The following is a 22,002-nucleotide window of genomic DNA, read 5'->3' on the forward strand; positions in this document are numbered from 1 at the left end:
TCCGCACCGGCGCGGTACGCCCCCTGCGCGTAGCCGGCTCCCTCCCTCCGTTGTTCCTCGTGCACGCCGCCGGCGGAACGGCCGACGTCTACCGGGCGCTCGCCGAACGCCTGGGCGACGAGCGGCCCGTGTACGGTCTCGAACGCCTCGAAGACGCCCGCACGGTGGCCGAGAAGGCCCGCCGCTACGTCGAGGCCGTCACCGCCGTCCACCCCGACGGGCCCTGTCTGCTGGGAGGTTGGTCCTTCGGCGGCTTCGTCGCCCAGGAGACGGCACGGCAACTGACCGCCGCGGGGCGGGACGTGGAGCTCGTGGTGCTCATCGACTCCGTACGGCCGCTCCCTCAGCCGGACCGCACGCCGGCCGACCGGATCCGCGCCCACTTCGAGGGGTTCGCCCGCCATGTCGGCGACGCCTACGGGGTCCCGCTGGAGCTGCCGTACGACGAACTCGTCGCCATGGACGACGACGGCGAGCGGATCGACACCGTGCTGCGGATCCTGCGCGCGGCCACCGACGTGCCGTCCGCCGCCCTGGAGCACCAGCGCTCCTCCTATCTGGACCTGAGGATCGGCGAGGCCCACCGGCCGGGCCGGTACGACGGGCGGGTGGTCCTGTACCGGGCCACCGAGTCCGCTCCGCACACCGTGCGCGACCCCGCCTACGAACGGGTCGACGAGGCACTGGGCTGGGACGAGGTGTGCCCGCGCCTGACCGTCGTACCGATCGCCGGGCACCACTTGTCGCTGCTCGACCCGCCGCACGTCGACGAGCTCGCCGCCCACCTCGGGCGGGAGCTCGCCGAAGGGACCCGCCGACCGTGATCCGAGGAGAGCCGCCATGCACCGTCGCACCACCGGAGTGTCCCGACGCACCGTCACCAAGGCCGCGGCCGGTGCCGGTCTGGCCGTCCTGTTCGGCGCCCGGACCGCCGCCGCCCTAGGGTCACGCACGATCGACGTGTCCGTGTCCTCCACCGCGCTTGGCCGCAGCGCGCCCGTGCGGCTGATCCTGCCGACCGGGTTCGACGCGCAGTCCACGCGCACCTATCCCGTGCTGTATCTGCTGCACGGCGCCCACGACGACTACACCTCATGGACCCGGGAGACGGACATCGAGGCCTTCACCGAGGGCCGGGACCTGATCGTGGCGATGCCCGACGCGGGTCCCACCGGGATTCCCACCGCCTGGCGCGGCGGGCCCGACTACGAGACCTTCCAGCTGACGGAGGTTCCCGCACTGCTCGCCCGCGACTACCGGGCCTCCGGAGTGCGGGTCGTCGCGGGGGTGTCCACCGGCGGCTACGGCGCGATGGCGCACGCGGCACGGCATCCGGGCCTGTTCACCGCGGCGGCCTCCTACAGCGGCATCCTCGACACCATGGCACCCGGAGTGCCCCCGCTGGTGGACGCCATCGTGGCCCGGGAGAACCTGGTGCCCACCTCGCTGTGGGGCAATCCGTTCCTGAACCTGCTCACCTGGCGCGACTTCAACCCGCGGGACCGCGCGCAGGGGCTGCGCGGCACCGCCCTGTACGTCTCCAGCGGCAGCGGGATCGCGGGCGGCACGGGCGACTGGCTGCCGGAGGCGCTGGAGAGCGCCCTGTGGCCCTCCGCCCACAGCTTCACCGACATGCTCGCGCTGCTGCGCATCCCGGTCACCACTCACTTCTACTCGGGCGGAGGGCACAGCTGGGCCTACTGGAAGCAGGAGTTCACCGCGTCGTGGCCGATGCTCGCCGGTGGGCTGGGGGTGCCGCAGTGAAGTCGGTACCGTCGGGACACGGAACGCAACGCAGGGGTCGTCCGTCCAACACGGGACTGTCCCCTCGTCCCACGGGCAACGGCCCGCGGGTGAGCCGCTTCCGGGTGAAAGGAGGGTCCCCCTTGGCCACCCCCGCCCCGCACGGTCCTCCGGAGGGCCTCGGAGCCGCCCCCATGCCGCCGGACCTGGCCGAACTCCTGCGTGCCGACCTGCAGGACGTCGCCGACGAGGTGGAGGAGGAGGTCCGCCGTCAGGTACCCGAGTACGCGCGCCCCGGCGACGGCACCTACCACGAGCATCTCAGAGCCGGCGTGGTGCAGGCGCTGACCCTGTTCGTCGACCACATCGCCGACCCCCGCGGGCGTGGGGACGCGATCGCGGCGACGTACTACGAACTCGGCCGCGGCGAGGCCCTGGAGGGGCGCGGCCTCGACGCGTTGCAGTCCGCGCTGCGCATCGGAGGGCTGCACGCCTGGCGGCGGATGGGACGTACGGCGGAGGAACTCGGCCTCGACTCGGCGGTGGTGTCGGCCCTGGGCGAGCTCGCCTTCCGTACCGTGCACGAAGTCGCGGAGGCGGCCGCGGCCGGGTACGCGGAGGCCCGGTCGAACGACACGGGCGAGCTGGAACGACGGCGCAGACGCCTGCTTGACCTGCTGCTGGGCGAGGGGCCGGTGGCGCCGGCGGCGGTCCAGGACCTGGCCCACGGTGCCCGGTGGCCGGTGCCGAAACGGGTCGCGGTCGTGGCGCTGGCGGCCACCCCGGACCAACGCGAGGAGGACTGGCCGCTGGCGGCGGCGGGGGCGCTGGTGGACATGGATTCGCGGCCGCCGCGCATGCTGATCCCTGATCCGGAGGGGTCCGGACGCTTCGGGAGCCGGGCGTTCGGTCTCGCGCTGCGTGGCCGCCCGGCCGCGATCGGGCCGACGGTGCCGCTCACCGAGGCCGCCCAGTCGCTCGGCTGGGCCACCCGGGCGCTGGGGCTGATGGGGCGCGGGATCCTCCCCCGGCAGGGGGTGCTGCGCTGCGCGGACCACATGTCGACACTGCTGCTGCACAGCGACGAACCGATGCTGGACCGGCTGCGGGCGCACGTCCTCGCGCCGCTCGACGCGGTGTCGGAGGGGCAGCGCGAACGGCTCGCCGAGACTCTGCTGGCGTGGCTGCTCAGTGGTAGCAATGTGCCCGACGTCGCAGCGCGTCTCCATGTCCATCCGCAGACGGTGCGTTATCGGATGCGACAGCTGGAGAAGGTTTTCGGCGACGCCCTGCATGATCCCGCGTCCCGTCTGGATCTCATTCTGGCACTCACGACGGCACAAAAAAGCGAGGAATTCCTGAATTCCCATCCATAACACCTGGCTCGGTCAAGCGAATAACTTCGGGACATCCTTTTCCGCAGGCGTTTCACACGCCCCACCCTCAAAGGATCCCCATGCGTATTCGCTTGTGCCTCGCCGCACTCTCGCTCGTGGGCGGGGTCGGTCTCACCACGCTCTCGACACCCGCCGCCTCGGCCGCCGCCTGCTCGGACATCGACGTCGTCGCAGCTCGCGGCACGTTCGAGCCGGGCACGCTCGGCCTGATCGTCGGTGACCCGGTCTTCTCCGCCCTCCAGAAGAAGCTCACCGGCCGGAATCTGTCGAGCTACAAGGTGAACTATCCCGCGGACCTTTCCCTCACCTCGGCCGCGCAAGGCAACTCGGACCTGGTGAACCATGTGAACAGCCAGGCGGCCGCCTGTCCGAATCAGCGTTTCATCCTGGTCGGCTATTCGCAGGGCGCGAACGTCGTCGACAACTCCATCGGCATCAGCAGCGCCGGTGCGGTGGTCGGCAGTCCCATCGTGGCGACCATTCCCGCCGCACTGGAGCCGAGGGTCGCCGCGGTGCTGCTGTTCGGCAACCCGATCCGGGCGATCGGCAAGAGCGTCACCGGCACGTACCAGAGCCGCACCATCGACTTCTGCGCCGAGGGCGACCCGGTCTGCGAAGCGGGAGGGGACGACACACTGGCGCACCTCGGCTACACCGCGGACGCCGACGCGGCGGCCGCGTTCGCCGCGGGCAAGGTCTGAGAGTCTCTTGGAGGCATGAGAAGGGCCCGGGAGGAATTCCTCCCGGGCCCTTCTCATGGCGGGTGGGCTATTGAGGGGTGCGGGCGAACTCCGTGAGGGCGGTGGACACCGGCTCGGGCCGCCCGTTGTTCTGCACCGGCGCGGCCGTCAGCACGTCGAGGTGCTGGTAGCCGTCGGCGACCACGGGGTGCAGGTCGGCGGGGACCCGCCCGGCGAGCAGTCCGTCGCCCGCGAGGACCGTGAGCGTCGGGTTCGCGGTGAGCCCGTCCGGGTGCACGACGAGCCGCTTCACCTGCGGGGAGTCGGCCAGTTCGAGGTCGGTGACGAGCTTGGTCGGGAAGTACTGCTCGGTGAAGTCCAGCGGCTGCCCGGCCATGCTGCGCGCCAGCTCCTGGATGTCGGTGACCTCCTTGCCCGCGGCGGTGAACGGCGTCCCGTCGGACGACTTGTACCCGGGGTCGTCGGGGTCGCCGACCCGGTCGTAGTTGCGCCAGGTGTAGAGCGGACCGTGGGGTACGGCGGGGATGGCCTTGTACTCGGTGCCGAAGAGCCCCGGCTGGGTGGAACTCCCGTTGGTGACGGGGAAGTTCTTGTCGGTGATGGGACCGCCGTCGTAGAAGCCCACGCTGCTCTGCAGGAAGGCGAGCGGCACGGACTGGTCGTCCATCAGTGCGCCGAGCACCGCCTCGTTGGTGAGCCGGAAGTCCTTCACCGCGGGTGAGCCGGTGAGGAAGGTGGCGGTGTCCTTGGAGAACAGGAAGCGGTTGGTGGCCTCGATGTTGGTGTTGGCGGGCAGATAACTCGGCAGGTCGGCCTCGCCGCCCGGGTCCTGAAGGGCGCCCACGCCCGCGATGGCGAGCAGGGTCATGGTCTCCGGGTTGAGCAGGACGGGCGCGGACAGCGAGCGCGGGAGCACTCCGCTGTCGAGTCCGGCCTGGACGACGCCGTAACCGAGGCCCACGTCGGGCAGGTTGGTGTCGTCGGGGATGCTGCCGCTCAGGTCGGCCAGCGAGGTGGAGACGGTGGTGTCGAGGGCGAAGTAGCCGGCGCACTGGTTGTGGCCGGCGTCGGCGGTTGTGGCGGGGTCGCCGTCGAAGTCGGCGGCGGCGAAGTAGCCGGTGATGACACCGCCGAGCGAGTGGCCGCCGCACAGCACCTTGTCCTTGCGGACACTCTGGTCGGGCAACTCGGCGGCGAGCAGGTCGTATTCGTCGCGCACGGTCTGCTCGATGCCCAGCTTCGCCATCCACCCGAGCTGGTCGTTGCCGACGAACCCGGCGAAGGTGCGACCCGCGACCTGCTTGCCCCGGTAGTAGTAGTCGACGGCGGTGTGCTGGTCGCCTGAGGCGATCCCGGTCGGGTCCTCCAGGCAGTTGGACCGCCGGTCCAGGGCCCAGAACTCGATGTGCCGACCCTGCTCGGCGGCCCGGGTCACGGTGTTGCGGGCGACGCTGTCGAAGGCACCGGCGCCCTCCAGGATGCCCGGCTGGGCGACGAGGACCCGGTCGGCGTCGGCCGATGCCGCGGGACCCGTCGAGGACCGGTAGCGCAGATACGACAGCCAGTCGCATGCCGCGGGCCGGGCGCCGAAGGACGCCGGCAGGGGTGCCTTCACGCGTACGACCGTCTCGGTCACTCCGGCGCTCGTCGACACGGCCGTCTCGGTTCTCGCGCTCTCTCCCTGAGCCTCGGGGGACGCCATGGTGAACGCCCCGGTGGTCAGCAGCACCGCCAGCGCGGTGGTCCGCAGTGTCTTCAGGGTTCGTCCTCTGCTGCGACTCGTGTTCATTCTGGGACGGTAGGGCGGCACGGGCTGTGCTCTCGGGGGTTGCTCACAAGAACGCAGGGCCTGGTGGACGCTTTGTCACCAGCCGCAGAGCGGACGTCAGCCGTCGTGGAGCGTACGGCGCGGTGAGCGGTCGTAGGTGTGCCGGTAGAGGGTGGCGAAGCGGCCCGGGTGGTAGAAGCCCCAGCGGGCGGCGATGTCCGTGACCGTGCTGCCGTCCTCGGGGTCGGCGGCCGCCAGCTCGTCGTGGGCATGGGACAGACGCACCTGGCGGACGTACGCGAGCGGGGTGCTGTCCAGGTGCCGGCGGAAGGCGTACTGGAGGGCGCGGACGCTGATGTGGGCCGCCTCAGCGATCTGGGCGACGGTGAGGGGCCGGTCGGCGTGGTCGTCGATGAAGGCGAGGGCGCGACGCAGGGCGGCGGGATGGGCGTCCTGCCGGTCGGGGCCCGTGGGGTCGGTGGGCGCGGTGCTGGGGAAGGTGCCCAGGACGGTCGCCGCCAGGTGCTGGGCGGCGGTGGAGGCGACCAGCGGCTGGTCGGCGACGGCCGGATCGGCGAGGACGTGGTCCTGCACATAGCGGATGGTCGCCCGCAGCCGGTCGCCCGCGGCGGGGCTGAGGGGCCGGTGTCCGGTCAGCCGGACCGGTTCCGGGCGCGGTCCGTCGGCGGTCCCGGCGACCTGGGTGAGCAGGTCGGGGTCCAGCATGGTGATGTTGTAGCGGGCCGCATGGACACGGCCCGCGTAGGACAGTTCCGGCGGGGCGAGGGACACCACGTCGCCAGGGCCGAAGGAGTCCGAGACGCCCTGGTAGACGTGGTCCTCGATGGTGCCCTCGTGGACCACGCACAGGCAGATCCGGCCCAGCGGGGTGACGGCGTAGCTCATGTCGAAGTCCAGGTCGAGTTCGTCGACGCTGACCGAGTCGATGGCGGTGCGGTGGAGACGGGCGCGGCTGCTGTCCGGGGTGCCGTTGCCGATGCGCATCCTCGCGTAGGCCTGGCTGAGGAACTCCTCGGTGCGGTCCAGGTCGTCGCTGTCGAATGTGAGCGTCTCCATGGCGGCCGGGTCCTTTCACTCGCGGGTCGGTTCCTCCGTGGCCACGTACCCGCGAATCCCGTGATGCTGCGGGCCCGCTTTTCGTTTTCTGTCCTTGCGGTGTCGGGATGTGCGTCCTGCGGCTCGTGGCGGCGGGTCCTCCGCGTCCAGGATGGAGGGGGCGACCGCTGGAGTCGTCCGGCGGCAGGGGGAGAGGGATACAGGGCTGTGCATGACGCAACGCGAAGAGCTGGTTGAGAAGATCGAGGAGCTCCAGGAGGAGATCGCCCAGCTCAGGCAGGCCCTTGTCTCGCACGCCGTCGTCGACCAGGCGATCGGTGTCGTCGTCGCGGTGAGCGGTCTGCGCCCCGAACAGGGGTGGGAGGTCCTGAAGACCGTCTCCCAGCGCACCAACACCAAGCTGCGGGACGTCGCCCTGCACATCGTGCACTGGCCCGACGTCGGCAGTCTGCCCGCGGAGATCCGCCCGGCACTGCGCATCGCGCTGACCGAGGCGCGCGCGGTGCACGGAAGCCGGCCGCTGGTGCGACAGGAACACTGGTGTGAGGGCTACGGCGGAGTCCTCCCCCGGAAAACCGAGTGACGGTCCGGGAGGCCCGTGCGTACCGTTGATCGCATGGAGGTCACCAGCCGTACCCACACCGCAGCCGCGCGAGCGACCAGCTCGCCGGCTGCCGACGTCTGACCTCTCCCCCTCCCCCGGCGGCCGGAAACGGACCGCCGGCGCGGGACCTCTGGTCGCCGTCTGTTCCCACGGTCGTTTCCGGTCCCACCAGACCGAAGGACCATCGCCATGGACACGGACCGGACCGTACGCGTCTTCACCGACTTCCACCGCGAGCGCGGACACCACCTGATCACCGGCAGCACACTGCTGCCGCCTCCCGGGGACCCGGTGCTGTTCACCACCTCGGGCATGCACCCGCTCACACCGTATCTGGAGGGCCGTCCCCATCCCCGGGGCCGGCGCCTCGTCAACGTCCAGCGCTGTCTGCGCACCACCGATCTCGACGAGATCGGTGACTCCACGCATCTGACGGTGTTCGAGATGCTCGGCTCGTGGTCGCTCGGCGACTACGGTCACTCGCAGAGCCTTCGCTGGGGATACGAGCTGCTCCGCGAGGGCTTCGGCATCCCGCGGGAAAGGCTTCACGTCACGGTCTTCGGCGGCGACGAGCAGGTCGGCCCTGACCTCGAATCGCTTTGCGTCTGGGAGGAGTTGGGCGTGCCCGTGGAGCTCACCCGGGAGGACAACTGGTGGTCCAACGGTCCCGTCGGCCCGTGCGGCCCCGACTCGGAGATCTTCGTGTGGACGGGCGGAGGCCCGCCTCAGGGCACGCCCACCACGGACCCGCGCTGGGTGGAGATCTGGAACCACGTCGCCATGCGCTACCGCCGCCTCGACGACGGCTCCCTCCAGCCCCTGGATCGTCCCGGCATCGATACCGGCATGGGGCTGGAGCGCCTGGTCACCGTCCTGCAGGGCCACGACTCGGTCTACGACACCGATCTGTTCGAACCCTGGACACGGCTGCTTCCGCGGCTCTGGAAGCTCGACCGGCCGTCGCTGCGTCTGGTCTGCGACCATCTGCGCTCCGGTGTCGTCGTGATCGGCGACGGGGTACGGCCGTCCAACACCGGGCGCGGATACGTCCTGCGCCGCATCGTCCGCCGGCTGCTCACCACCCTGCGGCGCGACGACCCGTCCCGCACCCTCTCCGACCTGCCCGTCGAACTCCTCCAGCACCCGCTGGACCACTTCCGGCAGACCTGCGGGACAGGTCGGGTCCGTGACGTGCTGCTGGAGGAGGAACGCCGGTTCGACCGGCTGCTGGAGCGCGGGCGGCGTCTGCTGTCCGGGCCGCGGTACCGGGGGCCGCTGGGCGAGGAGGACTACGAGTACCTCCACGACACCCACGGTCTCCCCCGCGACCTGGTCGTCGGCCTGCGCGAGGAGGGGTGAGAGGGGTGACCGCTACTCCGTGCGCAGGGCCGTGGCCGTACGGGCCTTCGCCGCCCAGCCCGCCGGGAGCATCGCGCCCAGCAGCGCGATGGCCAGGCCTGCCAGGCCCAGGAGGAACAGCTGCGGGGTGTCGTAGACGTCGAGGACCGAGCTGGGGAGGCCGGTGCCCGCCGCGTGTCCCATCACCGGAAGCACATAGCCGTGCAGCGCGTATCCGGCGGGGACGCCGACGAGGCCGCCGAGCACGCCGATGCCGGCCACCGAGGCGAGGACAAGGCTCACGGTCTGCCTCGGCGACATGCCGAGCGCCTTGCACACGCCGAGGTCGTGGACGCGCTCCCGGGTGTCCAGGACCACGGAGTTGAGGACGCCGAGTCCGGCGACGGAGACGAGCATCAGGGTGAGGAGCACGGCCATCGTGTTCAGGACGATCACGAAGTTGTCCTGCGCGGAAGGGGAGTTGGCCCGGGCGTCGGCACCGAGGGGCTCGACCCGCGCGGCGAGCTTCTCGGCGTACGAGACCGCGGAGACGCCCGCTTTCACGTCGACCAGGAACACCTGGGGTTTGGTCGCCGGGAAGTCCGCGCTGTTCACGTGGATCTCCAGTTGGTCGTCCGAGCTGTCGAAGGCCACGCCGACGATCCGCAACGTGGCCGCCTCCTTCCCGACCGTCACGCGTACGGTGTCGCCGATCTCGGTGCCGGTGGTCTCCAGGAACTGGCCGGGTACGACGACCTGACCCGCGCCGGTGAGCCAGTGCCCGGAGACCATGGCGTAACCGCCGCGACTGGAGTCACCCTGGTAGAGGGTCGCCCGCGCGGTTCCGGAGACGCCGGCCACGGTGGCGTCCTGCTGGGCCATTCCGTAGTACGAGGCGGTGCCCGCCTGCGCCTTGATGGCGGCGCTCACCTTGGCCGGGTCGGCCGGATCGGGCTCCGGGGTGCCCGGCGCGGGAACGTGTTCGCCGCCCGCGACGCTCGGACCGCCGGTGAAGACGGTGACCGCGGAACGGTTCTCCGGGTCCTGTATCGCGGTGACCTCGTTGAGTGAAGAGGTGAGCCCGACGGCGAAGGTCGCCGCGATCGTGCCGAAGGCGACCGCGAGCAGCATCGCGAGCGTACGGACCGGATGGGCGAAGGGACTGGCAAGGCCGTAGGTCACCGCCCGGGGCAGCGGCAGCCGTCCCGCCGCCCGGTGTGCCCACTGACCGCGTCCGGTGCGCGGGGCCCGGCCGACGGCGATGGCCTCGACCGTACGCAGCCTTCCGGCCCGCAGCGCGGGGACGAAGGCCGCGATCCCGACGACCAGAAGTGCGCCGGCGGGAACCACGACGTCCACCCACCAGGCGACGGACAGGGTGGCGGTGCCGTACGCCTGCTCGGTGTCGTCCAGCAGCGGCACGGCCAGCAGGTTGCCGAGGACGACGCCGAGCGTGATGCCCGCGGCCGCCGGGATGAGTGCCTGGGCCACGTAGGCGCGGACGACCTCGCGCGGGGTGAAGCCGATGGCCTTGAGGATGCCGATCCTGCGCAGGCTGGTGCCGACCGCGCCGCTGATGACGCTGCCGACGATGATCACCGACATGACGATGCCAAGGACCCCGAAGGCGACCAGGAACGGGATGGTCGGGGCGGCGCCCGAGTCGGCGGCACGCTTGGTGTCGAGATAGGACCGGGTGCCGAGGAGTGCCCCGGACGGGACGGCGCCGAGGAGCTTCTTGCGGTCGGCGGCGATGTCGCCCTTGGAGCCCGCCGAGTCGAAGCGGTAGAGCATCTGGCTGGTGACGGGGTGCTCGGTGGAGGCAAGGGCCCTGGTTTGCACGGGAGTTGCCCATGCGTCGGCGGTCTTGCTGGCCGAGGTGGCGAAGCCGACGACCGTGAGGGTCGTGCCGGAGGCCGTCAGGGTGTCGCCCACCTTGAAGGCGGGCCCCTCATAGGAGGAGCTGAGCACGATCTCGCCCGGTTTCCTCGCCCACCGGCCGGACGTGAGGTCCAGGTCGTCCACGTCCGCGTGCGGGCCGGTGCGTCCGACCAGGGTCATGGCCGGGGGCCGGCGGCCGGACGAGTCCGTCGCCTCGATGACGGTGGAGGGGTACGGCCCCGCGCTCGCGGTGACCGCGTCCAGTTGCCCGGTGGCCCCGAGCTGCTGTGCGGTGGCCTTGGCCGGATCGAACTCCGCGGTGATGTGGGCGCCTTTCTGCTCGGCGAAGGCGTGGTCGAAGGGGGCGTTCGAGACGACCATGAGCGAGCCCGCGACCACGGCCGCCGCCACGGCCATCATCGTGGCGATGGCGATGACCACGGTCTGGACCCGGCGCCGGCCCACCCCGGAGCGGACGACACGGACGAGCGGTCCGGTCATCGCACGGCCGCCGAGCGGGAGTCGAGGGCGACATGACCGTCGACGAGGTGGACAGTGCGGCTCGCGCAGGCCTCGGCCAGGGCCGGGTCGTGGGTGACCAGCACGATGGTCTGGCCACCGCGGTGCAGGTCGACCAGGAGCTCGCGGACGTCCTGGCCGGAGGCGCTGTCGAGAGCGCCGGTGGGTTCGTCGGCGAGCAGCAGGGCGGGCCGGTTCACCAACGCCCTTGCCACGGCGACACGTTGGCGCTCGCCGCCGGAGAGACGGCCGGGGTAGGCGCGGGCGTGCTTCTGGATGCCGAGGACCTCCATGAGCTCCTGGGCCCTGGGCTCCGTCCTGCGTCGCGAGGAGCCGGTGAGCTGGGCGGGAAGCTGGATGTTGTCGGCGACGGTGAGGTCGTCGAGCAGGTTGAAGAACTGGAAGACCATGCCGATCCGTTCGCGGCGGAACCGGGCCAGGGCGTGCTCGCCGAGCCGGTCGACCTGCTGTCCGGCGACGGTCACGGTGCCCTCGGTCGGCTTGTCGAGCCCTGCGACGAGGTTCAGCAGTGTGGACTTGCCGCTGCCGGAGGGGCCGGTCACGGCGAGGGCCTCGCCCTGGGCGACGGAGAGGTCGAGCGGGCCGAGCGCGGGTGCGCCGGCGTTGTCGTAGCGCTTGGCCACGCCCTTCAGTTCGATCACTTGGGTCATGGGAGGTGCCCTTCTGGACTGTCGTCGGGTCGTGTCCTTGCCGGCGTGGCGAAGGTAAGGGCGGGCGAGCGGCGGGCGCGTCGGCCGGGGCACCGACATACGGCCCTTCGTGCGGAGGATCCGGAGGCGGGGTCATCCCTGCGACGTACGCCCGGCGGAGGGGGCGTTGGTCGTGCAGACGGACGCGCGGCGGGCCAGGGGACCGCGACAATGTGCGCATGGAGACGGAGTACCTGCGGGGATGGGGTCGGCAGGTGCGGCTCGCGCTGCGGCCGGTGGCGAAGGGTGCTCCCCTGTCGCGGCGATCGGTGTGCTTCGACGTGCTGCTGGCTGTGCTGTTGACGGTGGTCGCGCTGGTGGTGGCCTCGCGCTATCCCGGTGACGGGCCGGTGCAGGTGTCGAAGGTGCAGTACGGGGTGCCCGTTCCGCCTCGGCCTCCCGTTCCCCCGGTCGGGCGGATCGAGCCGCCGGTCTCCTCACCGCCCTGGGGACTGGTCGTCCTGTCGGCGCTGCCGCTGGCGGCGCGCCGGCGGTTCCCGCTGAGCGTGTTCGCCGTGGTGCTCACGGCGGCGCTCGCCATCGGCGACGACGCCTCCTGGATCACCGTGCTGACCTGTGTGATCGGCACGTACAGCGCTGTCATGCACAGCCGTCACCGGGCGGGGGCGATGGCCGGCCTGGTGGTCGCCGCGGTACTGGCCGGGGTGGCCTTCCGGTCCACGCAACCGGTGCTGCCCGGCTGGTCGAGCCCCGGGGTGGTGCTGCTGGTGGCCGGGGTGCTGGCCAGCGTGGTCCGGTTCGGACAGCGGCGGCTCGCGGCCAACCGGCGACGGTTCGCGGAGCTGGAGCGGGCGCACGAGGAGGCGACCCGCAGGGCCGTGGAGGAGGAACGGGCCCGTATCGCCGCCGAGCTGCACGATGTCGTGACCCACAATGTGAGCGTGATGGTCATCCAGGCGGGCGCCGCGCGCAAGGTCATGGACGCAGCCCCGGAGCGGTCCAAGGAGGCGCTGCTCGCGGTCGAGGCCGGGGGGCGGGCCGCGATGGCCGAACTCCGGCATGTGATGGGTCTGTTGGCCGCCCCGGACACCGGCCGCCCGGACTCCCCCGCCGACGGCCTCGAACCGCAGCCGGGGCTTGGGCAGTTGGGCGCTCTGATCGACCGGGTGCGGGCGGCCGGGACACCGGTCGGCGTCTCGGTGTCGCTGCCTACGGAACCGCTGCCGCCCGGCGTGGACCTCACGGCGTACCGCGTGGTCCAGGAGGCCCTGACCAACACCATCAAGCACGCGCCCGGCGCCGAGGCCGTCGTCACCGTCGGCTGGTCCGGTGACCGGCTGGAGATCGAGGTCCAGGACACCGGCGCGGTCCGCGACGGGGTGCCCGCGGACGGAAACGGGCGCGGACTGATCGGACTGCGGGAGCGCCTCGCGGTCTACGGCGGCGAGCTGACGGCCGGTCCGACACTCGCCGGCGGCTTCCGGATCAGGGCGGAGGTGCCGTGGCGCACGGCGTGAGCGGACGAACCGACCGGGTGGCCACGTCGGCAGCCGCCGCGGGCGGACGAACGGACCGGGAGCCCACGCCGGCAACCCACGCGGGCGGACGAACGGACCGGGAGCCCACGCCGGCAACCCACGCGAGCGGACGAACGGACCGGGAGCCCACGTCAGCAACCGACACGGCGAGCCCCCGAACGACTCCGGAGGCCCCGTCGCCGTACGACGCGAGCCGGCGAGCGAGCCAGGACTCCGCGTCGACGTACGGCATGAGCGGGCAGCGGATCGGCAGGGAGGTCGTGTCGGCGGAAGGAGTGTGCGGGCAAGGGACCGGCGGGGAAGCCGCGCCGGCAGACGACATGTACGGGCAACGGACCAGCGAGAGCGCCGCCCCGGTGCACCGAATCCACGTGCACCAGACCACGGAGAAGGCCGCGTTGACGGACGAAGTGAACAGAGAGGTGCTGCGGGCCGTCATCGCCGACGACCAGGCACTCGTACGGACCGGGTTCGGGATGATCCTCGCCGCGGACGGCATCGAGGTGACCGCGGAGGCGGCCGACGGGGCGGAGGCGGTGGCCGCGGTCCGGCGCACCCGCCCCGACGTGGTCCTCATGGACATCCGGATGCCGGGCATGGACGGCATCGAGGCTACCCGGCGGATCCTCGACGACGACACCGCGGGCGAGGTCCGCGTGATCATCCTGACCACGTACGACCTCGACCACTACGTCTACGCCGCGCTCACCGCCGGAGCCAGCGGGTTCCTCCTCAAGGACGTCACTCCCGAACACCTGGTGGCCGCCGTACGGCTGGTGCGGTCGGGTGACGCCTTGCTGGCGCCCACCATCACGCGCAGGCTGATCGAGCGTTTCGCCCACCGCGAGGAGGCCGTGCCGTCGGCCTCCTCGCGCCGCGACCTGTCCGGGCTGACGCCTCGTGAGCTGGAGGTGCTGCGGCTCCTGGCGACGGGGCTCAGCAACGCCGAACTCGCGGAGCGGCTGTTCCTCAGTCCGACGACGGTCAAGACGCACATCGGACGCATCCTGTCGAAGCTGGAGCTGCGGGACCGCGTCCAGGCGGTCGTCCTCGCCTACGAGAGCGGGCTGATCACTCCGGGCGCCACCGGGGACGGTGACTCGTAGGTCGGTGGACGGCTAGGGCGTGTGTCGGAAGTCCGGCGTCGCGGGGCAGAAGGGACTTCCGACACACGCCCTAGGACATCAGCCCGGCCGCGACAGTCGCCCCCAGTTCCCAGCACGCCTCGATGTCGGCCTTGGCCGGTTCGCCGGTGACGGTCACCGGTTCGGCCGTGCTGCGCCAGCCCAGCCCCGTGGTGATCGACTCGATGCCGCGCAGCGCGCCGGTGACGTCGTTGCCGCCGTGCACATAGACGCCGAACGGGCGGCCGCGCGTCTCGTCGAGGCAGGGGTAATAGATTTGGTCGAAGAAGTGTTTGAGGGCGCCGGACATGTAGCCGAGATTGGCCGGGGTGCCGAGCAGGTAGCCGTCCGCCTCCAGCACGTCCGAGGCCGTGGCGGACAGGGCCGCGCGCCGAACGACACGGACGTTCTCGATCTCCGGCGCCGTCGCACCGGAGACGACGGCTTCGAACATCGCCTGGCAGTTGGGCGAGGGCGTGTGATGCACGATCAGCAAGGTGGCCACGGTCGAACCCTGCCCTGCCCCGGCTTTCGCCCGCAAGCCGGGTCGTGGCCAGGCGTGGCCGGGCTAGGATGCCCGGACATCGCGAGGGGGGAGCTGGTCGTGACCGACGAGGCGCAGCGGGCGGCAGCGGTCTTCGATGCGCTGGGGGCGACGTACGAGAAGGCGTTCGCCCACTCCGAGGCGCATCTGGCGTCACTGGAGTGGCTGCTCGGGCGGCTCGCAGCGGGCAGTCGGATCCTGGACGTCGGCAGCGGCACCGGCCGCCCCACGGCATCGACACTGACAGCCGCCGGCCACGACGTGCTGGGCGTGGACGTCTCCCCCGTGATGGTGGACCTCGCGACCCGGCAGGTCCCGCAGGCCACGTTCCGCCGCGCCGACATCCGTGAAGTGCCGCTGGAGGAGGGCTCGTTCGACGCGGTCTGCGTGTACTTCTCGCTGCTCCAGCTGACCCGGGCGGACCAGTCGGCGGTACTGGAGCGGCTGGCCCGGGCCTTGCGGCCGGGCGGAAGCCTGGTGCTCGCCACCGTGCCCGCCGACGTGGAGGACCTGGCGATCGAGTTCATGGGACAGCCCGTCCGGGCCACCAGCTTCGCCGCCGAGGACGTCGTGGCCGTGGTGCGCGGTGCCGGACTCGTGGTGGATCGCGAGGAGGTCGTGGAGTTCACTCCGGACCACCCGTCGGGTGCGGCCGAGCCGCATCTGTTCCTGTGCTGCACGCTTCCTGTGTGACCGCCATGAACTGAACGATCATGGCTGTGGCCCCTCGGCACGCCGCTCCCTGGCATCTCGGCTGCCGTCGCCGCGAGCCTGGCGTGGTTCAGCCGGTGTGTGTCTTCACGGTGAGGAACCGGTCGAGCGCCGCCGTCAGCTCCGCGGGCCTCTCCACCGGGAGTTCATGGCCCGCGTCGATGATGCGCACCTCCGCGTCCGGGTACGCCTTGGCCATGCGCAGCATCTGCGCGACGGGCAACTGGATGTCGTGGTAGCCGTGCACGAGCAGAACGGGTACGGAGATCTCGCCGACCCGGTCCAGCACGTCGAAGGCCCGCATGGCGCCGTAGAGCGTCATGACGACCTCGCGCGGGGTGGCCGCGGAGGCGTCGATGTGCGCGCGGATCTCCTCGCGCGGGTGGCCGGGTGCGAAGGCGCGCCGGATGTTGGTGGCGACGAACAGCTTGAACGGGACCCGGGTGGAGGCGGCCATCAACAGGCCCCTCCCGCGGCTGTACGTCATCCTGCCGATGGAGTTCACCAGCACCATCCGCTCGACCCGCTCGGGGTGGGAGAGCGCGATGGTCTGGGCGATCATGCCACCCATGGAGTGGCCGACCGGGACGAACCGGTCGACCTTCAGACGGTCGAGGAGGGCGAGGACGTCCCGGGCCAATTCCTCGATGCTGCGGACGCCGGCGCCACCGCTCTCACCGTGCCCGCGCAGATCCAGGCGGATCACCCGGCGGGTCCGGGCGAAATGGCTCAGCTGGTGGTCCCAGCGGCGCCGGTTCGCCGTCCAGCCATGGATGAGGACAAGGGGCACGGCGTCGCCGTCGCGTGGGCCCTCGTCGTCGTACGTCAGGGCTGCCCCGTCGACCTCTAGCTGCGGCACGGCTCGTCGCCTCCTGGTTCACGTCAGGTTACTGATCGGTAGCGTAGCTGCCGCCGGGGCCGCCGTCACCGTCACGGGCCGACTCGTGCCGGGCGCGGACACGACGGAGGGGCCGCGGACAGCGTGCCGCGGCCCCTCTGCGCGCTCTGCGGTCAGCCGCCGTTCAGCCGTGCCCGCAGGAGCCCCTTGCCGATCTCCGCACCCTTGCGGCTGTCCGCCTGGGCCTTGCGGAACAGGTCTGCGACCTCGGTGTCCTTGCCGCGCTCCGCGTCCTGGATATAGCTCTCCAGCCGCAGCGCGTTGCTCAGGCAGGCCTCCACGTACCAGATCAGGTTGTAGTCCTTGTCCGGCGTGCCGGTAGCGCCGCCGGTCTCCGTGCTGCTGGTCATTCCGGCCTCCTCCAGCGGTAGTGGTTCCGTGCCTGGACGAGTACCCATCACGCGCGGGACAGTCCGCGCAGGACATTCGGGGGTTACGCGGAAACGCCTCGCAGGGGGCCGACCGGTCCCCCGTTCCGGTCGTTCCCCCTGCGGTGCGTCGAACTTACGTGAGCTGCGGACTCTTGTGAATCGCGTCGATGCCCGCTGTGCGGGGCACAGGACTCACCCGTGCACAGGTGAGTCCGAATGGCCGGGATCGTCCCGGGGCAGCACGGGGTGATCGAGTTCACCGGCCGCCAGATGGGCCAGCACGACCTCGTAGAGGTCGCTGCCGGAGGCGATCAGCCGGCGTTCGAGAACCGGTTCGGCACTACGGACGTGTTCGCGTACGGTCTGCGCGTGGACGGCGAGTGTCTGCGCGGCCCGTTCCGCGTTGCCGCCGGCGGCGATCCAGCTGAGCAGCGTGCGCCGCAGGTCGCGGGCGTCGCTGTCCAGGCGGCCGAGCAGCTCCTGCGCCCAGGTGCCCAGCGCGGGTCCGGCCAGCAGATCGCCCAGCCGGGCGCGGGCCTGGCGGGCGCCGCCCGGTTCGTCCTGTCCGTCCGCGAGGCTGACCTGGGTGCTCAGGGCCAGATGGACGGTCGCGCGGACGGTCAGGTCGGTGAAGTCGGTGCGCAGCAGGGACTCGACGCGTTCCATGCGGGCGCGAACGGTGTTGCGGCTGACGCCGAGGATCTTCGCCGCGCTCACGGCGGTGAACTCCAGGCCGAGGCGGGTGGTGGCGAGCAGTTCGGCGCGGGTGTGGTGCGGCAGGGTGTCGAGCGGCCGCAGCAGCCGTGCGGTCCATTCGCGCAGCGCCGCCGGGTCCATCAGGTGTTCGGGGCGGTTGCGTTCGGCGTACACCGCCGACTTGTCCGGCCGTACCCGCGCCACGGCGAGGGCGCTCACCGCCTGCCCGTAGGCGGTGGCGGTCCGGGCCAGGCTCTGCCGCGAACTGCCGCCGAGGAGGGTGCCCGGGGTGCGGTCGACGAGCGAACGCAGAGCCTCGCCCGCCGCGTCCCCGGTGGCCACGATGATCACGTGCTGGTCCATGGCCGGGCAGCGCACCACGAGAGCCCGGTCGCCGGTCACGCCGAGGCACTCCTCCACGAGCCACTCGCGTTCCGCCGCGTTCCCTTCGAGGACGTAGACGCACGCCGTGTCCGTGTCGAGCAGGCCGGGCCACAGTCCCGCGGCGACGCGGCGGGCCGAGACGGTGTCCTCCACCATGAGCAACTGGAGGATGGCCAGGCGCAGATCGGACGTGGCCCGCTTCAGACGCCGTCCGGCCGCGGTCGTCTCCCGGGCCCGCAGCAGGAGTTCGAGGACCTGCGCGGTGTGCGTGAGGATGTCGGAGGAGCGCCGGTCGAAGGGGGTCGGCCGGGCGACCGTGAGCACTCCGGCCGACGCCTGGTCCGGGTGCTCGACCCTGACCAGCCGCAGATGGCTGCCCTCGTCCGCGGTGGCCGCGGAGGCGATGCGCCCGGCGAGGAGGTCCGCCACCAGCCGGTCGTCCAGCGGCATACGTGTTCCGGCGACGAGGGTTCCGGTGTCGTCCTGGAGCGAGGCCGTGCCGTTCACTGTCTCCGCGAGCCAGGCGACGACTCTGCGGACGTCACGCCCCGTCGGCCGCAGATGGTCGAGGAGCTCCCGCGCCCACACCGGTTCACCGGTGTGGGCCGCTCTGCCCCCACCTGTCTCACCCTCCTGACCTGCCACGTCACCCTTCTCCTCGCCCCTGGCGTCCGCATCGCATACCGCTCGGGACGTTACCTCACGCGCGGTCGGCGGGCGCTGGGCCGGGTGTGGAGGGTGCGGGTGTGCTGGTGGGCGCGGAACAGCGGTGGAGCCGCGGGCAGGAGTGCGGTGAGTGGGTATGCGCGCCGCGCGCGGGCACTGAGGTCCAGTAGCCGACCTCGGCGGATGGGTCTCCTGAGGACGGCGTGGCCGAGACCGTGTCACCGGGCCGTCCGCGCACGCAACGCCGTCGTGGACCAGGCGAGTACCGGGGCGAGGCGGGCCGGTGCGGGCCATGCGTTGACGAGGGCGAGGAGCTCCAAGTACCGGTCCCTGCGCGGATCGTGAGCGGATTCCAGGAGGCTCAGCAGGTGGTGGCGGAGTGCGGAGTCGTCGGGACGGTCCAGGGTGCGGGCGCAGTGCGCGGTCAGGGCGGCGACCACGGCGTCGGCCTCCGGTGACTTCGGCGGGATCCCTTCGTCGAGGGCGGGGGCCGCGTGGTCTCGGGCGAGGGCCACGACATTCGGGCGCGGGGGTGCGGAGCCGTCGGAGCGGTGGGCCCGCACCGTGCGCCGCAGGCCGGTCCGGAAGTCCGGGTCCAGGGTGAGTTCGGCCAGCTCGACCCAGGCCTCCAGCTGTTCCTCGGTGGGCCGTTCGGGCAGATGCGGTGTCATGGAGTGGCGGATCGCCTCGCTGCCGGGGTCCTGGAACACGGCGTCCAGGAAGTCGACGACCAGGCGCCGGCGTTCGGATTCGGGAAGTCGGGCCAGTTCGTGCATGCGGTGGGTCTCCTCGGGGGTGGGCCTGCGGCGCGCCACGGCGGTCAGCACGGCCCGCCGCAGCCGAAGGATGCCGATCTGCGCGTCCAGCGCGGCGGCGTGCTGTGCGGCGACCTCGTCCAGGGCCAGTTCGCGGTCGAGGATCTGCCGGATCACGTCGAGGCCGAGCCCGAGTTCGCGCAGTGTCCGTACGAAGGCGAGCCGGGCGACAGCCTCGGGGCCGTAGCGGCGGTAGCCGGCGCTGGTGCGGTCGGCGGGGGTCACGATGCCGTGATCGGAGTAGAACCGGATTGTCTTGACCGTCAGTCCGGTCTGCCGGGCCAGTTCACCGATCGAGTGGAGCGTGCCGCCGTCGTCCATGACCTCATCCTCCGGTCTCCCCTCGGGGGAGACTCAACCCGCCCCGGACCGTACGGCGGCATACCAGTGGGCGATCGGGGCCAGGTGGGCGACCGGCGCCACCGCCCGGCCTGCGTCGTCGCCCCACCGCGACGGCATAAGCTCGGCGAATGGCGAAGTACTTCGACGTGCACCCCGACAACCCGCAGCCCCGCACCATCTCCCAGGTCGCCGAGAGCGTCCGCTCGGGAGCGCTGATCGCGTATCCCACGGACTCCTGCTACGCGCTGGGATGCCGGCTGGGCAGCCGTGACGGCATCGACCGGATCCGGACCATCCGTCACCTGGACGACCGGCACCACTTCACCCTGGTCTGCCAGGACTTCGCGCAGCTCGGCCAGTTCGTACGGGTCGACAAGGACGTGTTCCGCGCGATCAAGGCGTCGACCCCGGGCAGTTACACCTTCATCCTCCCGGCGACGAAGGAGGTGCCGCGCATGCTCCAGCACCCGAAGAAGAAAACGGTCGGCGTGCGCATCCCCGACCATGTCGTCACCCAGGCGCTGCTCGCCGAGCTGGGCGAGCCGCTGCTGTCGAGCACCCTGCTCCTGCCCGACGAGGAGGAGCCGATGACCCAGGGCTGGGAGATCAAGGACCGCCTCGACCATGTGCTGGACGCGGTCGTCGACTCCGGGGACTGCGGCACCGAACCGACGACGGTGATCGACTTCTCCGAGGGTGAGGCGGAGATCGTGCGGCACGGGGCGGGCGACACCAGCCGGTTCGAGTAAAGCCGAGCTCAAGCGGGCGGGGGGTGCACCGAACTGTTGGATGGTGCGTGCAACCATGTGCCCGGCCCGGTTCCGCCGGGTCGGCGACCTGCTCACCACGGCATTGCGCAGAAGGGCAACCCCCCATGACCTCCGTACAGGGAACCGCCGTCGACATCCCCACCGAGGACGGCGTCGCCGACGCCTATCTGGCCCGCCCGGCAGACGGAGCGCCCCGGCCGGGTGTCCTGCTCTACCAGGACGCCTTCGGGCTGCGTCCGCATCTCAGGTCGATGGCCGACCGGCTCGCCGAGGCCGGGTACGCGGTCCTCGTCCCCAACCTCTTCTACCGTCACGGGCGCGCGCCGGTCTTCGAGCTGCCCGAACTCATCGACGCCTCCGCGCGGCCGGAACTCTTCAAGAAGATCGTTCCGGTCATGCAGGCGCTGACGCCGGAGCTCGCGATGCGGGATGCCGACGCGTATCTGCGCTGGCTGGCGGACCGCCCCGAGGTCGCCGAGGGCCCGGTCGCCCTCACCGGCTACTGCATGGGGGCACGGCTCGCCCTGCTCACCGCGGGCACCTATCCGGACCGGGTGGCCGCGGCAGCCGGATTCCACGGCGGGCGTCTGGCGACCGAGACTCCGGACAGCCCGCACCTGGTGGCCGAGCACATCACCGCCGAGATGTACTTCGGCCACGCCGACGCGGACCCGTCGCTGCCGCCCGAGCAGATCGAACGCCTCGCCGCCGCGCTGACGGCTGCCGGGGTCCGCCACCGCCACGAGGTCTACGGCGGCGCCGAGCACGGTTTCACGCAGGCCGACACGACCTCGTACAGCCCCGAGGGCGACGAGCGGCACTGGGCCGCGCTGCTCGATCTGCTCAAGCGCACCTTCTGAGGACGGGCGCCCATACGCGGGCGTAGCCCCAGGACTCACCTAGGACGAGCTCCGTAAGCCGGGGCCGGACGGGAGCTTCGTCGCCTCGACGTCCAAATGGCGCCGCAGGAACCGCACTTGCCGGTCCAGCAGCTCCCGCGTGACCGTCGAGCCGATCGGCTGATGTCCGATGCCCGGCAGGAGCAGGAGTTCGTGCGGGCGTCCCGCGGCGTTGAGGGCCTCGGAGAGGCGGAGGGTGTTGGCCGGCGGGACGTTGGTGTCGGCCAGGCCGTGGATCAGCAGCAGGGGCCGGGCCAGCCGGGGTGCGTCGAGGAGCAGGTCGCAGGCCTCGTACCGCTCCGGGAACGCGTCCGGGTGGCCGAGGAACCGTTCGCGCCAGTGCGTGTGGTAGAGCCCGCTGGTCGGTGACGCCGGCGCCGGCCACCGAGGCGTGGAAGACATCGGGGCGGCGCAGCACGGCCAGCGCGGCGAGCGCGCCGCCGAAGGACCAGCCGCGGACGGCGACCCGGCCGAGATCGAGGTCGGGGTGGCGGAGGGCGGCCTCGTGCAGGGCGGTGACCTGATCGTCGAGGACGGGCCCGAAC

The 22,002-nt window shown here is 71.7% G+C and carries 20 protein-coding genes and 1 pseudogene; 11 read left to right on the top strand and 10 right to left on the bottom strand.

Features of this window, described 5'->3' with window-relative positions:
- The 4 genes from ACI2L1_RS43160 to ACI2L1_RS43175 all read left to right on the top strand — a co-directional run.
- On the top strand, nucleotides 1-824 hold an 824-nt coding region (locus ACI2L1_RS43160; RefSeq protein WP_404744957.1), incomplete at its 5' end, for an alpha/beta fold hydrolase.
- 16 nt (nucleotides 825-840) lie between these two features.
- Nucleotides 841-1,764 carry an alpha/beta hydrolase gene (locus tag ACI2L1_RS43165; protein WP_404744958.1) on the top strand — a complete coding sequence of 308 codons (924 nt, stop codon included), beginning with the start codon at nucleotides 841-843 and terminating at the stop codon, nucleotides 1,762-1,764.
- Nucleotides 1,765-1,886: 122 nt separating this feature from the next.
- A complete protein-coding gene (locus ACI2L1_RS43170) occupies nucleotides 1,887-3,119 on the top strand; it encodes a PucR family transcriptional regulator (RefSeq protein WP_404744959.1) in 1,233 nt (410 codons plus the stop codon).
- 80 nt (nucleotides 3,120-3,199) lie between these two features.
- The gene (locus ACI2L1_RS43175) at nucleotides 3,200-3,841 is read left to right on the top strand and encodes a cutinase family protein (protein WP_404744960.1); all 642 of its coding nucleotides are present in this window, start codon (nucleotides 3,200-3,202) and stop codon (nucleotides 3,839-3,841) included.
- A 67-nt stretch (nucleotides 3,842-3,908) separates the two neighbouring features.
- Here ACI2L1_RS43175 and ACI2L1_RS43180 read toward each other — a convergent pair whose 3' ends face one another.
- Complete coding sequence (locus tag ACI2L1_RS43180) at nucleotides 3,909-5,630, bottom strand: hypothetical protein (RefSeq protein ID WP_404744961.1); 1,722 nt, start codon at nucleotides 5,628-5,630, stop codon at nucleotides 3,909-3,911.
- Between the two features lie 96 nt (nucleotides 5,631-5,726).
- Nucleotides 5,727-6,686 (bottom strand): helix-turn-helix transcriptional regulator, encoded by a 960-nt coding sequence (locus ACI2L1_RS43185; RefSeq protein WP_404744962.1) that lies wholly within the window; start codon nucleotides 6,684-6,686, stop codon nucleotides 5,727-5,729.
- Nucleotides 6,687-6,897: 211 nt separating this feature from the next.
- On the opposite strand from ACI2L1_RS43185, the gene ACI2L1_RS43190 reads away from it, so the two are divergent.
- A complete protein-coding gene (locus ACI2L1_RS43190) occupies nucleotides 6,898-7,269 on the top strand; it encodes an ANTAR domain-containing protein (protein WP_404744963.1) in 372 nt (123 codons plus the stop codon).
- Between the two features lie 210 nt (nucleotides 7,270-7,479).
- Nucleotides 7,480-8,649: an alanine--tRNA ligase-related protein gene (locus ACI2L1_RS43195; protein WP_404744964.1), complete on the top strand. Its 1,170-nt coding sequence runs from the start codon at nucleotides 7,480-7,482 to the stop codon at nucleotides 8,647-8,649.
- 12 nt (nucleotides 8,650-8,661) lie between these two features.
- Here ACI2L1_RS43195 and ACI2L1_RS43200 read toward each other — a convergent pair whose 3' ends face one another.
- Complete coding sequence (locus tag ACI2L1_RS43200) at nucleotides 8,662-11,010, bottom strand: ABC transporter permease (RefSeq protein ID WP_404744965.1); 2,349 nt, start codon at nucleotides 11,008-11,010, stop codon at nucleotides 8,662-8,664.
- A complete protein-coding gene (locus ACI2L1_RS43205) occupies nucleotides 11,007-11,699 on the bottom strand; it encodes an ABC transporter ATP-binding protein (protein ID WP_404744966.1) in 693 nt (230 codons plus the stop codon). The genes ACI2L1_RS43200 and ACI2L1_RS43205 overlap by 4 nt, the downstream gene beginning before the upstream one ends.
- Nucleotides 11,700-11,917: 218 nt before the next feature.
- On the opposite strand from ACI2L1_RS43205, the gene ACI2L1_RS43210 reads away from it, so the two are divergent.
- Entirely contained in the window at nucleotides 11,918-13,216 is a 1,299-nt protein-coding gene (locus tag ACI2L1_RS43210) for a sensor histidine kinase (RefSeq protein WP_404744967.1), read from the top strand.
- Between the two features lie 419 nt (nucleotides 13,217-13,635).
- Nucleotides 13,636-14,343, top strand: a complete 708-nt coding sequence (locus ACI2L1_RS43215) for a response regulator (protein ID WP_404744975.1) — start codon at nucleotides 13,636-13,638, stop codon at nucleotides 14,341-14,343.
- 70 nt (nucleotides 14,344-14,413) lie between these two features.
- Here the strand turns inward: ACI2L1_RS43215 and ACI2L1_RS43220 are convergent, their stop codons facing one another.
- Complete coding sequence (locus ACI2L1_RS43220) at nucleotides 14,414-14,866, bottom strand: flavodoxin family protein (protein WP_404744968.1); 453 nt, start codon at nucleotides 14,864-14,866, stop codon at nucleotides 14,414-14,416.
- 99 nt (nucleotides 14,867-14,965) lie between these two features.
- On the opposite strand from ACI2L1_RS43220, the gene ACI2L1_RS43225 reads away from it, so the two are divergent.
- Nucleotides 14,966-15,598, top strand: coding sequence for a class I SAM-dependent methyltransferase (locus tag ACI2L1_RS43225; RefSeq protein ID WP_404744969.1), 633 nt, complete (start codon nucleotides 14,966-14,968; stop codon nucleotides 15,596-15,598).
- 88 nt (nucleotides 15,599-15,686) lie between these two features.
- Here ACI2L1_RS43225 and ACI2L1_RS43230 read toward each other — a convergent pair whose 3' ends face one another.
- The 4 genes from ACI2L1_RS43230 to ACI2L1_RS43245 form a co-directional block, all read right to left on the bottom strand.
- Nucleotides 15,687-16,475, bottom strand: coding sequence for an alpha/beta fold hydrolase (locus ACI2L1_RS43230; protein WP_404744970.1), 789 nt, complete (start codon nucleotides 16,473-16,475; stop codon nucleotides 15,687-15,689).
- 152 nt (nucleotides 16,476-16,627) lie between these two features.
- Nucleotides 16,628-16,864, bottom strand: coding sequence for a hypothetical protein (locus tag ACI2L1_RS43235; protein WP_362666239.1), 237 nt, complete (start codon nucleotides 16,862-16,864; stop codon nucleotides 16,628-16,630).
- A gap of 213 nt (nucleotides 16,865-17,077) precedes the next feature.
- Entirely contained in the window at nucleotides 17,078-18,610 is a 1,533-nt protein-coding gene (locus ACI2L1_RS43240) for a helix-turn-helix domain-containing protein (RefSeq protein ID WP_404744971.1), read from the bottom strand.
- Between the two features lie 239 nt (nucleotides 18,611-18,849).
- Nucleotides 18,850-19,767 carry a MerR family transcriptional regulator gene (locus tag ACI2L1_RS43245; RefSeq protein WP_404744972.1) on the bottom strand — a complete coding sequence of 306 codons (918 nt, stop codon included), beginning with the start codon at nucleotides 19,765-19,767 and terminating at the stop codon, nucleotides 18,850-18,852.
- A gap of 149 nt (nucleotides 19,768-19,916) precedes the next feature.
- Here ACI2L1_RS43245 and ACI2L1_RS43250 point away from each other — a divergent pair, with 149 nt between their 5' ends.
- Entirely contained in the window at nucleotides 19,917-20,537 is a 621-nt protein-coding gene (locus ACI2L1_RS43250; RefSeq protein ID WP_404744973.1) for an L-threonylcarbamoyladenylate synthase, read from the top strand.
- 125 nt (nucleotides 20,538-20,662) lie between these two features.
- The gene (locus tag ACI2L1_RS43255) at nucleotides 20,663-21,418 is read left to right on the top strand and encodes a dienelactone hydrolase family protein (RefSeq protein WP_404744974.1); all 756 of its coding nucleotides are present in this window, start codon (nucleotides 20,663-20,665) and stop codon (nucleotides 21,416-21,418) included.
- A gap of 39 nt (nucleotides 21,419-21,457) precedes the next feature.
- On the opposite strand, the pseudogene ACI2L1_RS43260 reads toward ACI2L1_RS43255, so the two are convergent.
- A pseudogene (locus ACI2L1_RS43260) lies at nucleotides 21,458-22,002 on the bottom strand (alpha/beta hydrolase family protein); the annotation flags it as partial.

The organism is Streptomyces sp. NPDC019531, from assembly GCF_044903305.1.
GTDB lineage: Bacteria > Actinomycetota > Actinomycetes > Streptomycetales > Streptomycetaceae > Streptomyces.

Coding starts and splice junctions, on each gene's coding strand:
- ACI2L1_RS43165 (WP_404744958.1), top strand. CDS start 841: ATGCACCGTCGCACCACCGGAGTGTCCCGACGCACCGTCACCAAGGCC.
- ACI2L1_RS43175 (WP_404744960.1), top strand. CDS start 3,200: ATGCGTATTCGCTTGTGCCTCGCCGCACTCTCGCTCGTGGGCGGGGTC.
- ACI2L1_RS43180 (WP_404744961.1), bottom strand. CDS start 5,630: ATGAACACGAGTCGCAGCAGAGGACGAACCCTGAAGACACTGCGGACC.
- ACI2L1_RS43185 (WP_404744962.1), bottom strand. CDS start 6,686: ATGGAGACGCTCACATTCGACAGCGACGACCTGGACCGCACCGAGGAG.
- ACI2L1_RS43190 (WP_404744963.1), top strand. CDS start 6,898: ATGACGCAACGCGAAGAGCTGGTTGAGAAGATCGAGGAGCTCCAGGAG.
- ACI2L1_RS43195 (WP_404744964.1), top strand. CDS start 7,480: ATGGACACGGACCGGACCGTACGCGTCTTCACCGACTTCCACCGCGAG.
- ACI2L1_RS43200 (WP_404744965.1), bottom strand. CDS start 11,010: ATGACCGGACCGCTCGTCCGTGTCGTCCGCTCCGGGGTGGGCCGGCGC.
- ACI2L1_RS43205 (WP_404744966.1), bottom strand. CDS start 11,699: ATGACCCAAGTGATCGAACTGAAGGGCGTGGCCAAGCGCTACGACAAC.
- ACI2L1_RS43210 (WP_404744967.1), top strand. CDS start 11,918: ATGGAGACGGAGTACCTGCGGGGATGGGGTCGGCAGGTGCGGCTCGCG.
- ACI2L1_RS43235 (WP_362666239.1), bottom strand. CDS start 16,864: ATGACCAGCAGCACGGAGACCGGCGGCGCTACCGGCACGCCGGACAAG.
- ACI2L1_RS43245 (WP_404744972.1), bottom strand. CDS start 19,767: ATGGACGACGGCGGCACGCTCCACTCGATCGGTGAACTGGCCCGGCAG.
- ACI2L1_RS43250 (WP_404744973.1), top strand. CDS start 19,917: ATGGCGAAGTACTTCGACGTGCACCCCGACAACCCGCAGCCCCGCACC.
- ACI2L1_RS43255 (WP_404744974.1), top strand. CDS start 20,663: ATGACCTCCGTACAGGGAACCGCCGTCGACATCCCCACCGAGGACGGC.